A 16,885-nucleotide genomic window follows, 5' to 3' on the forward strand; every position below is an offset into this window, starting at 1 on the left:
GATGGCCATGTCCGCTCATTTCGATGCGATCGTCGTCGGCGCGCGCTGCGCGGGTTCCCCGACCGCCATGCTGCTGGCCCGGGCCGGGCACCGCGTTCTCCTCGTGGACCGCGCCGCGTTCCCCAGCGACACGCTGTCCACCCACGCCGTGCACGCCCCGGGTGTCGCCGCGCTGCGGCGCTGGGGTCTGCTCGATGCGGTCAGGGCCACCGGATGCCCGCCGATCTCGACGTACCGCTTCGACTTCGGCTTCTTCACGATCGAGGGGACGCCGCCGCCCTGGGACGGCGCCTCGGCAGGGTATGCACCGCGTCGGTACCTGCTCGACAGCATCCTGGTGGACGCCGCAGTCGCGGCCGGCGCCGAGCTGCGGGAGCACTTCTCCGTCCAGGAGCTGATCGTCGAGGACGGCACCGTGACCGGCATCGTGGGCTCGGGGCCGGACGGCCGACGGGTCACCGAGCGGGCCCGCGTGGTGATCGGCGCCGACGGCAGCAACTCCCGCGTCGCCCGGGCCGTGGGCGCGCAGGAGTACCTGGAGAAGCCGCGGCTCCAGTACGGCTACTACTCCTACTGGCGGGACCTGCCGCTCGACGGCTTCAACACGTTCGTGCGGCCCGATCGCGGTTGGGGAGCGTTCCCGACCAATGACGGCCTGACGCTCGTCGTCCTCGGCTGGCCCTACGCGGAAGCGCAGACGTTCAAGAGCGACGTCGAGGGCAACGTCCTCGCCACCCTCGAACTCGTCCCCGAGTTCGCCGAACGTGTGCGAGCGGCGACGCGGGTCGAGCCCTTCCTCGGCGGCGCGGTGCGGAACTTCCTGCGCAAGCCCTACGGCCCCGGCTGGGCACTGGTCGGCGACGCCGGCTACACCAAGGACCCGATCACCGCGCAGGGCATCTCCGACGCGTTCCGGGACGCCGAGCTGTGCGCCGGCGCCCTCGACGACGTCCTCCGGGGCCGGCGCTCGTTCGAGGACGCCATGTCGGGCTACCAGATGACCCGTGACGCCGCGGTGCTGCCGCTCTACGAGTTCACCACCCAGCTCGCAACGCTGGCCCCGCCGCCGCCCGAGGTCGCCCAGCTCCTGGCCGCTGCGGCGCGCGACGAGGACGCGATGGACATGTTCGCCGGCGTCGTCGCCGGGACCGTGTCCCCGGCGGAGTTCTTCAGCCCGCCGAACATCGGCCGGATCATGTCCGCGGTCGGCTGAGCCGACGAGTCGCGTCCTCCAGCAGCTACGGCCGAAACAGAGCCACCCGCCCGGGTGGAGGCTCGGGCACGGCGTCCGGGTGCAGCAGCCAGGCCAGGGCCTCGATCCCCGCCACGAGGCCCGGCCCGGGCTGGACGACGAAGCGTGCGGAGTCGATCGCGACCAGCGGGAGGTCCGGGAGGTGAGCCGCGACCGTCGCGCACTGCTCGACCGCCGCGTCGAGCCCGAAACCGCACGGCGCGACGACGACCACGTCGGCCTCGGGCAACTCGTCCCACGCCGCGACGACGCTGCGGCCGCCCTCGGACCCGCCGACCGGCTCGCCTCCGGCCCGGCGGACCAGCTCGGGCACCCAGTGGCCGGCGAGGAACGGCGGATCGGTCCACTCCAGGACCAGGACCCGCGGGCGGGGCCGGCGCGCGACCGCCCGCTCGACGGCGGCGAGGCGGCCCCGGAGCTCCTCCAGCACTGCCGCCGCCACCTGCGGCACTCCGGCCGCGGTGCCGACGGCGGCGATGGCCTGCAGCACCTCCTCGAGCGTGTGCGGGTCCAGGGACAGGACCGCCGCGTCGGTGCCGATGAGCCGGCAGGCCTCCTCGACGGTGCCCGCCGGGAGGGCGCACACCCGGCAGAGGTCCTGGGTCAGGAGGAGATCCGGAGCGAGCGCGGCCAGCGCCGTCCGGTCGAGCTCGTACATCGGCAGGCCGCCGGCGACCCGATCGCGCACCCACGCGTCGATCTCCCCCGGCGACAGATCCGGCGGGATGGCGGTGTCGACGACGACGGGGCAGCGGGCCCGGACGGTCTCGTCGCACTCGAACGTGACCGCCACCAGGCGGTCGGTCAGCCCGAGCGCACTCACGATCTCCGTCGCGGCCGGCAGCAACGACGCGATCCGCACGGCGCCACCGTAGGCGACCGGATCAGCCCCTCCCCGATCCACCCAGGCCCGTGTCCGTGATCTCCCGGAGCTGCTCGAGGGCTGCCCGCAGCGCGCGCATGCGCGCCGCCCCGAGGTGCGCGGCCCACTCCGCCTCCACCTGCGCGACGGTCGCCGCCGCGACCTCCGCCGCCGCCTCTCCCCTGCCCGCCAGCCGGACGAGCCGGGCACGGCCGTCGGTCGGGTCGGGGATGCGCTGCGCGTATTCGTGCCGCTCGAGCTGGTCGACGAGGAAGCCGGCGGTCTGCTTGGTCACGCGGGCCTGGTCGGCCAGCTCGGTCAGCCGGCTGCCGCCGGGCGCCAGCCGGGCCATCACCCGCACCTGCGCCATCGTGAGGTCGTCGAAGCCCGCGGCGACCAGCGCCTCGAGCACTCGGGTCTCCATCGCTCGGTACGGCACGAAGAGCAGCAGACCGACGTTCCACTCGTCCGGCATCGACACCACCCTTGACGGTAGTCAGAGGATCGAACTAATTTGGGCAGGCGGAACGTACCACTGGAGTGGCCATGGACCGGAACACCGCCTGGCGGACCGTCGAGCAGCAGCGGCTCGCGCTGGCCGATCTGCTGGCCGGCCTCACGCCCGAGCAGTGGGTACACCCCTCCCTCTGCGACCGCTGGCGGGTCTGCGACGTCGCCGCCCACCTCACGCTGGGCAGCCGGTTCGGGCTGCTGACCGGCGTAAGAGAGTTCGTGCGCGCCCGCGGCGACGTCAACCGGCTCATCCACGACACCGCCGTCCGCCGGGCCGACGACGTGCCGCAGGAGCAGGTCGTCACCGACCTCCGCGAGTCCGCCGCCTCCCGGCGGCACCCGCCGGGCACCTCGTACCTCGACCCGTTCGCCGACGTCCTGGTCCACGGCCAGGACATCGCCCGCCCCCTCGGCATCCGCCGCGAGATCCCGACGGATGCGGCCGTGGTCGCCGCCACCCGCTACTGGACGATGGGTTTCCCCTTCCACGCGCGCCGCCGGCTCGCCGGGCTGCGGATCACCGCGACCGACGCCGACTGGACGGTGGGCGACGGTCCCACCGTCGCCGGTCCCATCGGCTCGCTGCTGCTCCTTCTCACGGGCCGGACGGCGTCGCTGCACGAACTCGAGGGCGACGGCCTGACGAACCGGTCGTCAGGCGCCTGACGGTCGCCGGCCGAGCCCGAGGGGCGCGACGGCGTCCCGGACCGACCGCAGCATCCGCGCCGCCGTCGTCCGCCAAGCCGGTTCGGCCAGCCGCGACTCCAGCCGCGCCAGCCGGGCCTCCAGGTCGTGCACGGGTGCGGCGACCGGCCGTTCGGCGAGTTCGGTCAGCCCCTCCGTCAGCCCGGTCACCAGCGCCGCCGCCTCGGCCGGGAGCAGCCGCACGGTGCCGACGCAGATGTCGTCGCGCCAGACGCTGAGGTTGACCACGTTCTCGGAGGGGTGCGGCGAGACGCGCACGGCGCGGCGGTCACCGCGCGCGTCCCACGCCCACCGACCACGCACGGGCAGCCTGACCACCGTCGTCATCGCCCCAGGCTGGACGCCCGCGGAGCCACCGTCAACGGGTTCTGGAACCGTGTCGCTCCGGTGCAGTGGCCTCGTGCCGCAGCACCCAGATCGCACCGACGATGACGAGAACGCTGGTGAGCGGGGCGACGAGGTCCCCGGTCCCCTCGGTGGCCGACGTCAGGTTGAACGCCGTGTGCCAGGCCGCGACCAGCAGGACGCTGCGGCCGCTCCCCCGGTAGATCCAGGTGAGCACGATCGACCCGGCGACCAGACCGACCGCCCAGCCGACGGCGAGCAGCCCGAACGTCCGGAAGGACTCGTTCACCCAGAACAGCGGCAGGTGCCAGCCGCCCCACACCGCGGCGACGATCAGGGCCGTGGTCCGCAGCCCGTGCCGGTCGAGCAGCCGGTCCGCGGCGAAGCCCCGCCAGCCCGCCTCCTCGCCGACCCCGTTGACGAGGAGGGCCACGGCCGTCACCCCGAGCAGCCCGATCTCGGCGATGCCCGAGTAGCGACCGAACGCCGCGACCTCCGGCACCGGGTCGCCGAGCACGAGCGGCACCACCAGACCGAGCACGGCCAGTGCCGCGGTGCCGAGCACCAGCAGCCACCACGCCCAGCCGACGCGCCACCGCGTCCACCGCGACCAGAGGTCGCGCAGCCCTGGCCCGCCGTCGGCCAAGGCGGTGACGACGACGGCGGCGAGCGCCGGCCCCATCAGCCCGGGCAGGTGCGTGGGCCAGCCGACCCCGGGCCGCACGATCTCCCCGCGCACGATCATCGGGATCCACCAGGCCCACGAGAACGCGTAGGCCAGGACGGCATACGCCACCACCGGATGACCCCGGACCCAGGTGCGCACGCGTGCATCGTGGCGGGACCCGCGGTCACGGACGAGGGCCGTGCGCCTCGCTCAGCCCGGGCCCAACGCCCGTCGCACCGGCGGGGTCAGCAGCAGCACCAGCACCACCACGCTGATCGCCGTCCCGGGCACCAGGTACCAGAGCGTCGCGACGGCGAGCGCGAGCCCCAGCCAGCCGGCCCACCCGGCACCCAGCGCCAGCCCGACCGCGGCGACCAGCCACAAGCCGCCCAGGACGACGAAGCCCAGCTTCATCCCGGTCGACTCCGGGTCGATCCCGACGGCGCGGACGACGCCCGCCCACGGCCCCAACTGCCCGGCGTGCTCGCCCGAACCGGGGGTCAGGTAGCTGCCGACCAGCAGCGCCCGGGCGCCGTCGAAGGCCATGAACCCGCCCTGGAGGACGCAGAGCGCGACGGTCAGCCACCGCAGCCAGGCCATCAGCCGGCCCCCGGGCGGACGAGCCCCCGCTCGTAGGCGTAGACCACCGCCTGCACCCGGTCCCGGAGGCCGAGTTTGCCCAGCAGCCGCGCCACGTGGGTCTTCACCGTCGCCTCGCTGACGACGAGGGTCGCGGCGATCTCGGCGTTGGACAGCCCGCGCGCCACCTGGTGCAGGACCTCCAGCTCGCGCTCGGTGAGCCCGCGCACCTCCGGCGGGACCGGCCCCGGCGCCGGGCTGCGGGCGAACTCCTCGATCACCCGCCGGGTCACCGCCGGGTCGAGCAGCGCACCGCCGTCGGCGACCAGCCGGATCGCCTGCACCAGCTCCTCCGGCGGCGCGTTCTTCAGCAGGAACCCGCTGGCCCCGGCGCGCAGGGCGTCGTAGACGTGCGAGTCGACGTCGAACGTCGTCAGGACGACGACGCGGGTGACCGGGGGCTCCTCGCCGGCCAGCCGGCGGGTCGCCGAGATCCCGTCCAGCCGGGGCATGCGGATGTCCATCAGCGTCACGTCGGGCCGCAGCCGCCGGGCGGCGGCCACCGCCTCGACGCCGTCGGCCGCCTCGCCCACCACCGCGATGTCCGGCTCGGCGGAGAGGATCAGCCGGAAGCCGGCGCGCACCATGGTCTGGTCGTCGGCGAGCAGCACCCGGATCACCGGGCGTCCTCCGGCTCGCGCGCCGCGCTCGAGGGCACCGGCAGGACCGCCCGGACCTCGAACCCCGTCGCCGTCGGGCCCGCCTCGACGGTGCCGTCGTAGAGCGCCGCCCGCTCGCGCATGCCCACCAGCCCGTGCCCGCCGCCCGACCGGGGCACGCCCCCGCGGCCGTCGTCGGTCACCCGCAGCTCGAGCACGTGATCCCGGACCTCGACCGCGCACTCGACCCGGCGGGCGTGCGCGTGCCGCAGCACGTTGGTGAGCGCCTCCTGCACGATCCGGTAGGCGGCCAGGTCGACCCCGGGCGGCAGCTCGCCGACGTCGCCGGCGATCGTGCAGTCGACCTGCAGACCCGCGGCCCGGGCCGGATCCAGCAGCTCGGGGAGGCGCGCCAGGCCCGGGGACGGGGTGTCGGTCTCGGGCCCGCGCAGCACACCCAGCATCCGGTGCATCTCGGCGATCGACTCGCGACCGGTCCGCTCGGCGGTCTCCAGCGCCGCCCGCTCCGCGACCTGGTCGGGCCGCAGCAGCCGCCGCACGCCGCTCACGTGCAGGGTCATCACCGACAGGCTGTGCGAGACGACGTCGTGCATCTCGCGGGCGATCCGCAACCGCTCCTCCGCGACGGCGGCCGCGGCCCGCCACTGCGCCTGCTGCTCGGCCGCTGCCGCGCGCTGCTCGGAGAGCTCGGCGCGCAGCGTCCGCCCGGCCACGGTCCGCCCGCCCAGCCAGGCAGCGCCCGCCAGCATCCAGGCGAACGCGATGTCGCTGATCACCCACCCCTTCTGCAGGACGACGCTCGCCGCGAGCAGCGCGAAGGCGACGGCGAGCGCGACCACCGGCCGCCGCGCGTGGTAGCCCGCCGAGGCCATGAACGCCATCGCGGTGACGAACCAGCCGAACGCCGAGGCCGGGTCGACGCCGACGGCACCGGGGACGACGGCCAGACCGGTGAGCCCCACCGCCAGCGCGGTCTGGGGGGCGACGCGGTGCCAGGCGAACGCCACGGTGCCCACCGCGAGCGACGGGACGACGACCCCCATGGGCGAGTCGGGCGGGGACATCAGCGCGGTCTCGACCTGGGTCACCGCCGTGAGCACCGCAGCGGTCGCCAGGTCGATCGGGCGGGGCACCCACCGACGCATGGCGGTCACGGTAGGGCGCAGGCGGCTCTCGCGGAGTCCTCCGTGCGAGCGATCTGACCGGCCACCGGGGTCGTCCTCCGGAGTGACACAGGTCCAGCACCGGTGCCGACGACGACCGCGGTCCCGTCGGCCGAGGGTTCCCGGCGTCCGACCGGCGGGTGTGCGCCGGTCATCGTCGAAGGAGAGCCCGCGATGTCGACCACCAGCACCGTGACCACCACCACGCCGAGCCCCACCACAGCCCGCCGCCTGCGCCGCTACACCGCCGGCGCCGCGCTCATCCTGTTCCCCGCTCTGCTCATCCCCGAGGCGCTCGTCGACCCGGCCGAGGGGGGCACCGGCGAGGTCATGTACCGCGCCGCCACCGAGTCCGCCGGGGCGCTCACGCTCTCGGCGGTGCTGCTCATCGCCTCGGCCGTGCTGATGGCCCCCGCCGCCGGCGGGCTGCTGCACCAGGCCCGCGACCGGGGCGCCGCGATCACCAACGTCGGCGCCGTGCTCGCCCTGCTCGGGGGATTCGGGCACTTCGGGATCGCGATGTTCTACCTGGTGTCCCTCCCCCTCGCCGGTGGGGACCGGGGCCAGATGATCGACTTCATCGACCGGCTGAACGCGAGCCCGGCGCTCGGCGCGATTGCCTTCCCGCTGATCCTGTGCTTCGGCCTGTCCATTGCCGTTCTGCCGTGGGGCGCGTGGCGCGCCGGTGCCGTGCACTGGTGGGTGCCGGCGCTGGCCACGGCGGCCGTCGTCGCCGAGATGGGCCTGCCGTTCCGGACGACGCTGTCGGTCACGGCGATCCTGGTCGCGGCCACCGTCGCGTACACCGCCCTGGGGCTGCGGGTGCTGCGGATGACCGACGCGGAGTGGGACGGCGTCCGGTCGCCGGCCCGGACCGACGTTCCGGTGCCCGCCTGAGCGCTCCTCCGACGGCCGCCCCCGCTGCGGGGGCGGCCGTCGGCGCGCGCGTCACGTACGACGCGACGACCGCCTCACCTCGCCTCGGGGTCGACCGTGAGCCCGAGCACCCGGAACAGCTCGTTGTCGAGGTTGAGGAAGCTCGAGATGTGCGCGACCCGGCCGTCGGCCACCTCCAGGATGTGCAGCGCCCACGGCTCGAAGCCGCCGCCCTCCCGCGGCCGCCACTGGGCGACGGCGGGGCTGCCGTTGGCGTCGACGGCCCGCACCCGGGACCCGCGGCACCCAGCGCCCGGGCCGAGCATCCAGGCGCCGATGTCGGAGGCACCGCGCAGCCACATCTCGAACGGGGGCATGTGCTGGGTCGCGTCCTCGTGCAGCAGCCGGACGAACGCGTCGATGTCGTAGCGCTCGAAGGCGTCGAGGTAGCGGTCGAGGAGGTCGCGGTCGTCGGCGTCCAGCGGTCGCGGCTCGGGTGCGCCGCCGAGGCCGGACAGGGTGGCGCGGGCCCGCTGCAACGCGCTGTTGACCGACGCCGTCGTGGTGTCGAGCAGCTGGGCGACCTCGTCGGCCTTCCAGCGCAGCACGTCGCGCAGCAGCAGGACGGCCCGCTGGCGCGGCGGCAGGTGCTGCAACGCCGCGACGAAGGCCAGCCGGATCGACTCGCGCGCGACGGCCCGCTCGGCCGGGTCGGAATCCTCGGGCAGCACCTGCCGGTCGAGCACCGGCTCCACCCACGCCGTGCCCGGCCGGCGCGCCGCCAGCGAGTGCTCGACCGGCTGCCACGGCGAGCCCGAGAGGTCCATCGGTAGGGCCCGGCGCTGCCGCCCGGAAAGCTGGTCGAGGCAGACGTTGGTGGCGATGCGGTAGAGCCAGGAGCGCAGCGCCGACCGGCCCTCGAAGTCGGACAGCCCGCGCCAGGCGCGGACCAGCGTCTCCTGCACCGCGTCCTCCGCGTCGAAGGCCGACCCGAGCATCCGGTAGCAGTAGCCGGTGAGCTCACGGCGGTGCTCGAGCAGCCGGGGATCGAGCTGGTCGGTCGGGCCGATCGCGACGCTGGTCACGGGTCGCACTCCTCGTCGGTGGATGTGCCTCCCAGCACACCACAGGGCACCGACATCGCGGGAGTCCCCGACCGCCCGGACGGACGAGCAGGGGGCGCGGCTGCTGGACTCACGATGCCCGGGCGAGCAGCATCGCGGCCGAGATGAACGACTCCACGCAGTCGGGCCAGCCCGACCTCCGATCGGCCAGCCAGCGGGATGGGTTCCGGCGTCGCCCGGAACCAGGCTCGACGGCATGACCACCGACACCGCCGTCCTCCCGCCCATGACCACCGCCGCTCCCCCGAGGGACCGCCGCAGCCGGCTCAGCCAGCTCGGCATCGACACCGGGTACGTGCTCCTCGGGTTCCCGCTCGCCATCGCCGCGTTCGTCGTCGTCGTCACCGGCCTCGCCCTCGGCGCCGGTCTGCTGGTCGTCTGGGTCGGCGTCGCCGTCCTGGCGCTCACGCTGCTGGCCGCCCGCGGACTGGCCACGGTCGAGCGGGCCCAGCTGCCCGCCGTCCTCGAGGCGCCCGTGCCCACGCCGGCCTACCTCCCGGCCGAGGGCAGCGCGGTGCGCCGGATGCTCACCCCGATCCGCGACCCGCAGTCGTGGCTGGACGCGCTGCACGCCGTCATCCGGTTCCCCGTCGCGATCTTCTCCTTCGTCGTCACGGTGACCTTCTGGTCGATCGCGATCGGCGGGCTCTTCTACGGGGCCTGGGCCTGGGCGCTGCCCGACGACCCGAGCGACCAGGACCTGCTCGAGCTCCTCGGATTCGATCCCACCTATCTCCAGGTCACCGTCGCCTACGCCTTCGTCGGGCTCGTCGCCGCCGTGTTCCTGCCGTTCGTCACGCGGGGGGTCGCCCTGCTGCAGGCCAACCTGGGGCGCGCCCTGCTCACCTCCCGCGCAGCGACGCAGGCCGAGCTGACCCGGCTCAGCGCCGGCCGCGACGCGGCGGTCGCGGCGGAGGCCGTGGCTCTGCGCCGGCTCGAGCGCGACATCCACGACGGCCCGCAGCAGCAGTTGGTGCGGCTCAACATGGACCTGGCCCGCGCCCAGCGCCAGCTCGAGCGCGACCCCGAGGCCGCCCGGACGACGCTCGGCGAGGCCGCCGGCCTGGCCCGGGAGACGCTGGAGGAGCTGCGCGCCCTGTCCCGCGGCATCGCCCCGCCGGTGCTCGCCGACCGCGGCCTGGCCGCCGCGCTGGCCGCCGTCGCCGCCCGCTCCCCCGTCCCGGTCGACCTGGTGGTCGACCTGCCGACCGAGCGGCTGGCCCCGGTCACCGAGAACACCGCGTACTTCGTCGTCAGCGAGGCGCTGGCCAACATCGCCAAGCACAGCGGCGCGACGACCTGCCGGGTCGTCGTCGGCTGCACCGACGGCCGGCTGGTGGTCCTCGTCGAGGACGACGGCACCGGTGGGGCGGTCCAGGCACCGGGCCACGGGCTGGCCGGGCTCGCCGACCGGCTGCAGGCCGTCGACGGCCGGCTGGACGTGGACAGCCCCCGCGGCGGACCGACCCGGCTCACGGCGGACCTGCCGTGCGGGTAGTGCTGGCCGAGGACTCGGTCCTCCTCCGGGAGGGCCTGGTCCGGCTGCTCGAGGAGGCCGGCACCGAGGTCGTGGCCGCGGTCGCCGACGGTCCCTCGCTCGTCCGGGCGGTGCGCGAGCACCGCCCGGACGTCGCCGTGGTCGACGTCCGCATGCCCCCGACGCACACCGACGAGGGGCTGCGCGCCGCCGTCGCGGCCCGCCAGGAGGTGCCGGGGACGGCGGTGCTCGTGCTGTCGCAGTACGTGGAGGTCGCCTACGCCGACGAACTGCTCGCCGACGGCGCCGGCGGGGTCGGCTACCTGCTCAAGGACCGGGTGGCCGACGTCGACACGTTCCTCGAGGCCCTCCAGGACGTCGTCGCCGGCGGCACGGTGCTCGACCCGCAGGTCGTGGCCCAGCTGTTCGCCCGCCGCCGCGCCGACGACCCGGTGCGCCGCCTCACGCCCCGCGAGCGGGAGGTGCTGGGCTTGATCGCGGAGGGGCACTCCAACACCGCGATCGCCCGCATCCTGGTGGTCACCCCGGGCGCGGTGGAGAAGCACACTCAGCACATCTTCGCCAAGCTCGACCTCGCCCCCGACGAGGACCAGCACCGCCGGGTGCTGGCGACCCTGGCCTACCTACGCGGCTGATCCGGGCCGTCGCGGCCGAGCGCCCGCTCGATGTTGGCCACCATCCGGCTGAGCACGAGGATCGTCCGCTCGTACTCGTTGCGCGACAGCCCGTCGGCCGCGTGCCGGCGCACCCGCTCCACGGCGCGGGCGACGCGGTCGTGCGCGACGGCGCCGTCGGGGGCCAGCCCCACCCGGCCCGTGCCGAGCCGGACGACCCACCCGCGGCCGACGAGGTCGGAGACGACGACGTCGACGTCGCCGGGGAAATCGGCGAGCGCCGCCGCGACGTCGGCCTCGTGCCCGGTGCCGGTCGCCAGGGAGTGCAGCACCTGCCAGTGCCGGCGCGTCAGGCCCTCCGTCTCGACGACCGAGTCGACGGCTTCCTCCAGCAGCGAGTCGAGCCGCCTGACCCACCAGCCGATGGGGCGCTCCTCCGCCATGCGGGGCATCCTGACAGCGCATCGGCCTGCGGGAAGTCGTTGGCGTCGCGCATCACCCGACCGGTAGACACATCTCGTGTCCGATGTCGCTGAACAGCTCCGCCCCGTCACCGCCGAGGAGTGGCCCCGTTTCTCGCGGGCCATGAGCGCCGTGTTCGGCGACGAACCCACCGGGCCGTTCTTCGACCGGGTCCCGCCGGTCGCCGAGCTGGACCGCTCGCTGGGGTTGTTCGAGGGCGACCGGGTCGCCGCGACCTCGGGCATCTACAGCCTCGACATGACCGTCCCCGGCGGTGCCGCGGTGCCGACGGCGGGCATCACGTGGATCACCGTGTCCCCCACGCACCGCCGCCGCGGCGTGCTGACGGCGATCATGCGGCGGCAGCTCGACGAGGTGCAGGCCGCCGGCCGCGAGCCGCTGGCCGCGCTGTGGGCCGCGGAGTCGTCCATCTACGGCCGCTTCGGCTACGCGCCGGCGTCGTGGCGCGGCGGGTGGTCCGGCAGGACCGAGCGGCTGCGGCTGCGGCGCGACGTCGACACCGGGTCGGGACGCGTGCGGCTGGTCGAGCTCGACGAGTTCCGCGCGGCCGCCCTCGACGTCTTCCGGCAGGTCCACCGGTCGGTGCCGGGCAACATGGGCCGCGACGACCGCTGGTGGGACCGCCTCCTGCGCGACGACCCCGACCAGCGGCACGGCTACACCGCGCGCCGGCACGTGCTGCACGAGGAGCCCGACGGCACCGTGACCGGGTACGCCTTCTACCGGCTCAAGGCGTCGTGGACCGAGGGGAGCGAGCCCGACGGCACGCTGCGGGTCGGCGAGGTGCGGTCGACGACGCCGGCCGCCCACGCCGCGCTCTGGCAGTACCTGCTCTCGCACGACCTGGTCCGCAAGGTCCAGGCGCCCATGGCGTCGTCGGACGAGGCCCTCCGCCATCTGCTGGCCGACCCCCGCGCGCTGCACGCCCAGCCGGTCGACGCGCTGTGGGTGCGGGTGGTCGACGTCGGCACGGCGCTCTCGGCCCGCCGGTACCCGGCCCCGATCGACCTGGTGCTCGAGGTGCGCGACGAGTTCTGCCCGTGGAACGCCGGACGGTGGCGGCTGTCGGGCCACCCGGCGGGCGCGCACTGCGGCCCGACCGATCGCGACCCCGACATCGTGCTGGGCATCGAGGAGCTCTCGTCGGTCTACCTGGGCGGGGGCTCGCTGGCCGGCCTGCAGGCAGCCGGCCGGGTGCGCGAGGTCAGCCCCGGTGCGGTGACGCTCGCCTCGACGGCGTTCGGCTGGCCGGTCGCCCCGTGGTGCCCCGACGAGTTCTGATCAGCGCCCGCCGGCCGGGTGGTGCCGGTCGCGCTCGTAGTCGCTGACCAGGCCGATCCGGCGGGCGTGCCGCTCGTCGCCGCTGAACGGCGTCTTCAGGAACTCGAGCACGAGCGCGGAGGCCTCCTCGTCGGAGTGCTGGCGCGCCCCGATCGACACCACGTTCGCGTCGTTGTGCTGCCGCGCGAGCTGCGCCGTGCTCGTGTTCCAGACCAGCGCCGCGCGGACACCTGGCACCTTGTTGGCCGCGATCTGCTCGCCGTTGCCCGAGCCGCCGATGACGACGCCGAGGCTGCCGGGCTCGGCGACGGTCCGCTCCCCCACCTCGAAGCAGAACGGCGGGTAGTCGTCCTGCGCGTCGTACTCGAACGCCCCGCAGTCGACCGGCTCGTAGCCCGCCTCGGCGAGCACCGCCTTCAGGTGCTCCTTGAAGTCGAGGCCGGCGTGATCGGTCCCGATGAAAACGCGCATGGCGGCGAGTCTGTCAGGCTGCCGCGGTGGCGGTGCTCGGGGTCGACGGCTGGCGCGGGGCCTGGGTGGGGGCGCTGCTGGACGGCCGTGCGGTCAGGGTCTTGGCGCTGGCCGACGTCGCCGCCGTCCTCGCCGTCGAGCACGTCGAGGTGATCGCGATCGACATGCCGATCGGGCTCTCCGACGACGGCGCGCGGGCGTGCGACGTCGGGGCGCGCCGCCTGCTGGGCTCCGCCGGCAGCTCCGTCTTCCCGACGCCGGTCCGCGCGGTGCTCGCCACCGACGACTACGCCGAGGCCCGGGCCCTGTCCCGTGCCGCGACCGACCCGCCGCGGGCGCCGTCGGCCCAGGCCTTCCAGCTGGTGAAGGCGATCCGGGCGCTCGACGACGCCCTCGGCGACCCGCCGCTGGACCACGTCGTCGAGGTCCACCCCGAGCTCGCGTTCCGTGCCCTCGATCCCGCCGTCCGCGACCGCAAGGGCACCGCCCGCGGCACCGTCCAGCGGCTGCGCGCGCTCCGTGCGGTCATGGACGTCGAGGAGGCGCTGGCCGACGCGCCAATCGGCGTCCCGGTGATCGACGCGCTGGACGCCTGCGCCGCCGCATGGTCGGCCGCGCGGATCGCCGCGGGGTCGGGTGAGTGCGTCGGCGACGGGCGCACCGACTCCCGCGGCCGGCCGATGCGGATCTGCTGGTGAGCGCGCCCGACCGCTCTTGCGCGGTTGCGTCCGCTTTCCTGGCAGTGCACCGGCGCGAGAGCAGCAGCAACCGCGCAAGAGCCACGACGTCCCCGGCGGCCGACCGGTGACCGGCTGGGTGGAGGTCGGCGACGGCGTGCTCGTCCGCCGTCACCAGGCCCTCGACCTCAACTGCGGGCTGATCCTCGGCGACGACGCCTGCCTGGTGGTCGACACCCGCTCGCACCTCGTCGAGGCGGCCGACCTGATCGAGGCGGTCCGCGCGGTGACCCCGCACCCGTGGACCGTCGTCAACACCCACGCCCACTACGACCACTGCTTCGGCAACGCGGCGTTCCGCCCGGCGCCGATCTGGGGCTCCCGCGGCTGCGCGGCCGATCTGCGCGCCACCGGGGAGCAGCAACGCTCCGCCGTCGTCGCCGGGCTGCGGGCGGCGGGGCGGCCGGAGGAGGCGGACCTGGTCCAGGCCGCCCCGGTCGACCCGCCCGACCACCTGGTCGACGACGTCGCGGTGCTCGACGTCGGCGGTCGCGAGGTGGTGCTGCGCTTCCTCGGCCGCGGTCACACCGACCACGACCTCGTCGTCGAGGTGGAGGACGGCGACGGGACGGTCGTCTTCGCCGGCGACCTCGTCGAGGAGGGTGCTCCCCCGGCGTTCGACGACGCGTTCCCGGCCGACTGGCCGGCGACGCTCGGCCGGGTGCACGCCCTGGCCCGCGGGCCGGTCGTGCCCGGGCACGGCGCCGTCGTCGACGCGGCCTACGTCGGCGCGCAGCGGGAGGAGCTGCTCGCCGTCCTCACCGCACTGCGGGCCGGCCGACCGCAGGACGGTCCCTACGACGCCGAGACGATGGCGACCGCCGCCGCCCGCCCCCTCTGACGCGGACTTTCTGTACAGAAAGTCCGCGGCCCCGCAGGGACTTTCTGTACAGAAAGTCCGTCAGGTGGCGCGGCGGATGGCGCGCAGCGGGAGGACCTTCAGCAGCTTCGCGATCGGCCGCCAGGGCCACTCGGGGACGTAGCCGCGCGCCGGCTCGCGCTCGATGACGTCGACCAGCGAGCGCACGCCCTTGTCCAGCTCGACGGTGAACGGGCCGCGGCGGCCGACGTTGATGTCGGTGGCGATGAAGCCCGGCAGGATCGTGGAGACGACGATCTGCGAGCCGTAGACGTCCGAGCGGATGCCCTCGGCCAGCGAGTTCAGCGCGGCCTTGCTCGCGCCGTACGCCGTCCGGGTCTGCCGCATGCCGCGGATGCCGGCGACCGACGAGATGACCACGAGGTGCCCGGCGCCCTGGGCGCGGAACAGCTCCATCGCCGCCTCGCAGGTGGCATGGGTTCCGAGCACGTTGGTGAGCAGGACGGCGCGGTTGACCTTCGCCTTGCCGGTGCCGACCGAGGCGCCCTTGCCGATCCCGGCGTTGGCGATGACCCGGTCGACGCCGCCCAGCCGGTCGGCCAGCTCGGGCACCACGCGGGCGACGTCGTCGGGGTCGTCGACGTCGAGCGCCGAGGTCACCACCCGGATGCCGGGGTGCGCGGCGAGCAGCTCCTCCCGGAGGGCGTCGAGCCGCTCGGTGCGGCGGGCGGCGAGGGCGAGGTCGCGGCCCATGGCGGCGAACCGGCGGGCCATGCCCTCGCCGAGCCCGGAGCTCGCGCCGGTGATCAGAATGCGCTGGCGAACGGGGTGCGGCACCGGGCCAGCATGCCAAAGCGCGCCGATGAGTCGCCGCCGGTTCCGGAGTCCACCGTGTGGGACGAAACCGACACGAGGAGGACCGGGATGACGCAGGACTCAGCGGGTTCGGGCGAGGTGGCGGTCACGCGGGACGTCGACGCACCACCGGACGTCGCGTGGCGGGCGTGGTCCGACCCCGACCGGATCCGGCAGTGGTGGGGACCCGCCGGCTTCAGCTGCCCCCGTGCCGACGTCGACTTCCGCGTCGGCGGGACGACGTTGGTCGCGATGCAGGCGCCGACCGAGTACGGCGGGTTCCTGATGCACAACCGCTGGACCTACGGCGCCCTCAGCGTGCCGACCCGGATCGAGTTCGTCAGCGAGTTCGCCGACGCCGACGGGCGGGCGATCGAGCCCGCCGCGGCCGGGATCCCGCCCGGCGTCCCCGCACGGGTGCCGCACGTGGTCGTCCTGGAGCCGCTGCCCGACGGCCGCACCCGCGTGACGGTGACCGAGACCGGCTACACCAGCGAGCAGGCGCGGCTGCAGTCCCAGCTGGGCCAGGAGCAGTGCATGGACAAGATGCAGGCGATGCTCGCCCGACGGTGATCCGACCGCTCGGCCTCGCTGCAGGGACCAGCGAGGTCCTCCGTCAGCGGCGGCCGGTGATCTCGAGGGTCGAGGCGGGGACGGAGTCCATGTCGGGGCCGGCGGTGCGGGTGCGCTTGAGCTCCCAGAAGTCGGGCAGGTTGGCCAGCAGGACGGCGCCGTCGAACGCCTTGCCGGCGTCCTCACCGGTCGGCACCTTGCTGATCACCGGGCCGAAGAACGCCACGCCGTCGATGTGCATGACCGGGGTGCCGACGTCCTCACCGACCGGGTCCATGCCCTCGTGGTGGCTCTTCTCCAGGGCGTCGTCGTACTCGGTGGAGGTCGTGGCCTCGGCGAGCGACGCCGGCAGCCCGACCATCTGCAGGGCAGGGACGACGAGCTCGTCGAGCTCACGACCGTCGTGGTGCCGCAGCGTGCCCATCGCGGTGTAGAGGTCGCCGAGCACCTCGTCGCCGTGCTGCTGGGCGGCGGCGATCGCCACCCGCACCGGGCCGATCGCCTGCTCCATCATCGCCTGGTAGTCCTCGGGCAGGTCGCGGCCGCGGTTGAGCACGGTCAGCGACATCACGTGCCAGTGCAGGTCGATCTCGCGCACCTTCGCGGCCTCCAGCACCCACCGGCTGGTGAGCCAGGCCCAGGGGCACAGCGGGTCGAACCAGAAGTCCACGCGGGCGCGGGTGGGGGCGCTCTGGACGGCCTCGGTCATGCGGGCTCCTCACGAGGTACGGGGCCGCGCGTGCGCGCCGGCCCTCCTGTCCCTGCCAATCCGGATCGGGGTCGGCTT

The 16,885-nt window shown here is 74.8% G+C and carries 21 protein-coding genes; 9 read left to right on the plus strand and 12 right to left on the minus strand.

Annotation, left to right across the window (positions count from 1 at the left end):
* Window positions 1–7: 7 nt before the first annotated feature.
* Window positions 8–1,213: an NAD(P)/FAD-dependent oxidoreductase gene (locus ABD644_RS08700; protein ID WP_344688381.1), complete on the plus strand. Its 1,206-nt coding sequence runs from the start codon at window positions 8–10 to the stop codon at window positions 1,211–1,213.
* A 25-nt stretch (window positions 1,214–1,238) separates the two neighbouring features.
* Here the strand turns inward: ABD644_RS08700 and ABD644_RS08705 are convergent, their stop codons facing one another.
* Both ABD644_RS08705 and ABD644_RS08710 read right to left on the minus strand, forming a co-directional pair.
* Window positions 1,239–2,114 (minus strand): ABC transporter substrate-binding protein, encoded by an 876-nt coding sequence (locus ABD644_RS08705; RefSeq protein ID WP_344688382.1) that lies wholly within the window; start codon window positions 2,112–2,114, stop codon window positions 1,239–1,241.
* A 22-nt stretch (window positions 2,115–2,136) separates the two neighbouring features.
* Window positions 2,137–2,589, minus strand: a complete 453-nt coding sequence (locus ABD644_RS08710) for a MarR family winged helix-turn-helix transcriptional regulator (protein ID WP_344688616.1) — start codon at window positions 2,587–2,589, stop codon at window positions 2,137–2,139.
* A 71-nt stretch (window positions 2,590–2,660) separates the two neighbouring features.
* On the opposite strand from ABD644_RS08710, the gene ABD644_RS08715 reads away from it, so the two are divergent.
* On the plus strand, window positions 2,661–3,293 hold the full coding sequence (locus ABD644_RS08715) for a maleylpyruvate isomerase family mycothiol-dependent enzyme (protein ID WP_344688383.1): 633 nt from the start codon (window positions 2,661–2,663) through the stop codon (window positions 3,291–3,293).
* On the opposite strand, the gene ABD644_RS08720 is transcribed toward ABD644_RS08715, so the two are convergent.
* The 5 genes from ABD644_RS08720 to ABD644_RS08740 are packed head-to-tail and all read right to left on the minus strand — an operon-like array spanning window position 3,282 to window position 6,748.
* Window positions 3,282–3,659, minus strand: coding sequence for a hypothetical protein (locus tag ABD644_RS08720; RefSeq protein ID WP_344688384.1), 378 nt, complete (start codon window positions 3,657–3,659; stop codon window positions 3,282–3,284). The genes ABD644_RS08715 and ABD644_RS08720 overlap by 12 nt on opposite strands.
* A 31-nt stretch (window positions 3,660–3,690) precedes the next feature.
* Window positions 3,691–4,503 carry a CPBP family intramembrane glutamic endopeptidase gene (locus tag ABD644_RS08725; protein WP_344688385.1) on the minus strand — a complete coding sequence of 271 codons (813 nt, stop codon included), beginning with the start codon at window positions 4,501–4,503 and terminating at the stop codon, window positions 3,691–3,693.
* 51 nt (window positions 4,504–4,554) lie between these two features.
* Window positions 4,555–4,944 carry a hypothetical protein gene (locus ABD644_RS08730; protein WP_344688386.1) on the minus strand — a complete coding sequence of 130 codons (390 nt, stop codon included), beginning with the start codon at window positions 4,942–4,944 and terminating at the stop codon, window positions 4,555–4,557.
* Entirely contained in the window at window positions 4,944–5,603 is a 660-nt protein-coding gene (locus ABD644_RS08735) for a response regulator (protein ID WP_344688387.1), read from the minus strand. The genes ABD644_RS08730 and ABD644_RS08735 overlap by 1 nt, the downstream gene beginning before the upstream one ends.
* Window positions 5,600–6,748, minus strand: a complete 1,149-nt coding sequence (locus ABD644_RS08740) for a sensor histidine kinase (protein WP_344688388.1) — start codon at window positions 6,746–6,748, stop codon at window positions 5,600–5,602. Before ABD644_RS08740 ends, ABD644_RS08735 begins: the two co-directional genes overlap by 4 nt.
* A 192-nt stretch (window positions 6,749–6,940) precedes the next feature.
* Here ABD644_RS08740 and ABD644_RS08745 point away from each other — a divergent pair, with 192 nt between their 5' ends.
* Entirely contained in the window at window positions 6,941–7,663 is a 723-nt protein-coding gene (locus tag ABD644_RS08745) for a hypothetical protein (RefSeq protein ID WP_344688389.1), read from the plus strand.
* 74 nt (window positions 7,664–7,737) lie between these two features.
* Here ABD644_RS08745 and ABD644_RS08750 read toward each other — a convergent pair whose 3' ends face one another.
* A complete protein-coding gene (locus ABD644_RS08750) occupies window positions 7,738–8,727 on the minus strand; it encodes a sigma-70 family RNA polymerase sigma factor (protein ID WP_344688390.1) in 990 nt (329 codons plus the stop codon).
* Between the two features lie 235 nt (window positions 8,728–8,962).
* Between ABD644_RS08750 and ABD644_RS08755 the strand changes: the two genes are divergently transcribed.
* Window positions 8,963–10,264, plus strand: coding sequence for a sensor histidine kinase (locus tag ABD644_RS08755; RefSeq protein WP_344688391.1), 1,302 nt, complete (start codon window positions 8,963–8,965; stop codon window positions 10,262–10,264).
* On the plus strand, window positions 10,255–10,899 hold the full coding sequence (locus tag ABD644_RS08760) for a response regulator (protein ID WP_344688392.1): 645 nt from the start codon (window positions 10,255–10,257) through the stop codon (window positions 10,897–10,899). The genes ABD644_RS08755 and ABD644_RS08760 overlap by 10 nt, the downstream gene beginning before the upstream one ends.
* Here ABD644_RS08760 and ABD644_RS08765 read toward each other — a convergent pair.
* On the minus strand, window positions 10,884–11,321 hold the full coding sequence (locus ABD644_RS08765; RefSeq protein ID WP_344688393.1) for a hypothetical protein: 438 nt from the start codon (window positions 11,319–11,321) through the stop codon (window positions 10,884–10,886). The two genes, ABD644_RS08760 and ABD644_RS08765, sit on opposite strands and share 16 nt — an antisense overlap.
* Before the next feature lie 76 nt (window positions 11,322–11,397).
* On the opposite strand from ABD644_RS08765, the gene ABD644_RS08770 reads away from it, so the two are divergent.
* Complete coding sequence (locus ABD644_RS08770) at window positions 11,398–12,642, plus strand: GNAT family N-acetyltransferase (RefSeq protein ID WP_344688395.1); 1,245 nt, start codon at window positions 11,398–11,400, stop codon at window positions 12,640–12,642.
* On the opposite strand, the gene ABD644_RS08775 is transcribed toward ABD644_RS08770, so the two are convergent.
* Window positions 12,643–13,113, minus strand: coding sequence for a ribose-5-phosphate isomerase (locus ABD644_RS08775; protein ID WP_344688396.1), 471 nt, complete (start codon window positions 13,111–13,113; stop codon window positions 12,643–12,645). It lies immediately after the preceding gene.
* A 26-nt stretch (window positions 13,114–13,139) separates the two neighbouring features.
* Here ABD644_RS08775 and ABD644_RS08780 point away from each other — a divergent pair, with 26 nt between their 5' ends.
* Together ABD644_RS08780 and ABD644_RS08785 are read left to right on the plus strand one after the other, a co-directional pair.
* On the plus strand, window positions 13,140–13,811 hold the full coding sequence (locus tag ABD644_RS08780; RefSeq protein ID WP_344688397.1) for a DUF429 domain-containing protein: 672 nt from the start codon (window positions 13,140–13,142) through the stop codon (window positions 13,809–13,811).
* Window positions 13,812–13,917: 106 nt separating this feature from the next.
* Window positions 13,918–14,691, plus strand: a complete 774-nt coding sequence (locus ABD644_RS08785) for an MBL fold metallo-hydrolase (RefSeq protein WP_344688399.1) — start codon at window positions 13,918–13,920, stop codon at window positions 14,689–14,691.
* Window positions 14,692–14,751: 60 nt separating this feature from the next.
* On the opposite strand, the gene ABD644_RS08790 is transcribed toward ABD644_RS08785, so the two are convergent.
* A complete protein-coding gene (locus ABD644_RS08790) occupies window positions 14,752–15,507 on the minus strand; it encodes an SDR family oxidoreductase (RefSeq protein ID WP_344688400.1) in 756 nt (251 codons plus the stop codon).
* A gap of 87 nt (window positions 15,508–15,594) precedes the next feature.
* Here ABD644_RS08790 and ABD644_RS08795 point away from each other — a divergent pair, with 87 nt between their 5' ends.
* Window positions 15,595–16,098, plus strand: a complete 504-nt coding sequence (locus tag ABD644_RS08795) for an SRPBCC family protein (protein ID WP_344688401.1) — start codon at window positions 15,595–15,597, stop codon at window positions 16,096–16,098.
* Window positions 16,099–16,141: 43 nt separating this feature from the next.
* Here the strand turns inward: ABD644_RS08795 and ABD644_RS08800 are convergent, their stop codons facing one another.
* On the minus strand, window positions 16,142–16,807 hold the full coding sequence (locus ABD644_RS08800) for a mycothiol-dependent nitroreductase Rv2466c family protein (RefSeq protein ID WP_344688403.1): 666 nt from the start codon (window positions 16,805–16,807) through the stop codon (window positions 16,142–16,144).
* Window positions 16,808–16,885 lie beyond the last annotated feature (78 nt).

Origin of the sequence: Blastococcus jejuensis, from assembly GCF_039534705.1 — a bacterium.
Lineage (GTDB): Bacteria > Actinomycetota > Actinomycetes > Mycobacteriales > Geodermatophilaceae > Blastococcus_B > Blastococcus_B jejuensis.

Coding starts and splice junctions, on each gene's coding strand:
- ABD644_RS08700 (WP_344688381.1), top strand. CDS start 8: ATGTCCGCTCATTTCGATGCGATCGTCGTCGGCGCGCGCTGCGCGGGT.
- ABD644_RS08710 (WP_344688616.1), bottom strand. CDS start 2,589: ATGCCGGACGAGTGGAACGTCGGTCTGCTGCTCTTCGTGCCGTACCGA.
- ABD644_RS08715 (WP_344688383.1), top strand. CDS start 2,661: ATGGACCGGAACACCGCCTGGCGGACCGTCGAGCAGCAGCGGCTCGCG.
- ABD644_RS08720 (WP_344688384.1), bottom strand. CDS start 3,659: ATGACGACGGTGGTCAGGCTGCCCGTGCGTGGTCGGTGGGCGTGGGAC.
- ABD644_RS08730 (WP_344688386.1), bottom strand. CDS start 4,944: ATGGCCTGGCTGCGGTGGCTGACCGTCGCGCTCTGCGTCCTCCAGGGC.
- ABD644_RS08740 (WP_344688388.1), bottom strand. CDS start 6,748: ATGCGTCGGTGGGTGCCCCGCCCGATCGACCTGGCGACCGCTGCGGTG.
- ABD644_RS08745 (WP_344688389.1), top strand. CDS start 6,941: ATGTCGACCACCAGCACCGTGACCACCACCACGCCGAGCCCCACCACA.
- ABD644_RS08755 (WP_344688391.1), top strand. CDS start 8,963: ATGACCACCGACACCGCCGTCCTCCCGCCCATGACCACCGCCGCTCCC.
- ABD644_RS08765 (WP_344688393.1), bottom strand. CDS start 11,321: ATGGCGGAGGAGCGCCCCATCGGCTGGTGGGTCAGGCGGCTCGACTCG.
- ABD644_RS08775 (WP_344688396.1), bottom strand. CDS start 13,113: ATGCGCGTTTTCATCGGGACCGATCACGCCGGCCTCGACTTCAAGGAG.
- ABD644_RS08795 (WP_344688401.1), top strand. CDS start 15,595: ATGACGCAGGACTCAGCGGGTTCGGGCGAGGTGGCGGTCACGCGGGAC.
- ABD644_RS08800 (WP_344688403.1), bottom strand. CDS start 16,807: ATGACCGAGGCCGTCCAGAGCGCCCCCACCCGCGCCCGCGTGGACTTC.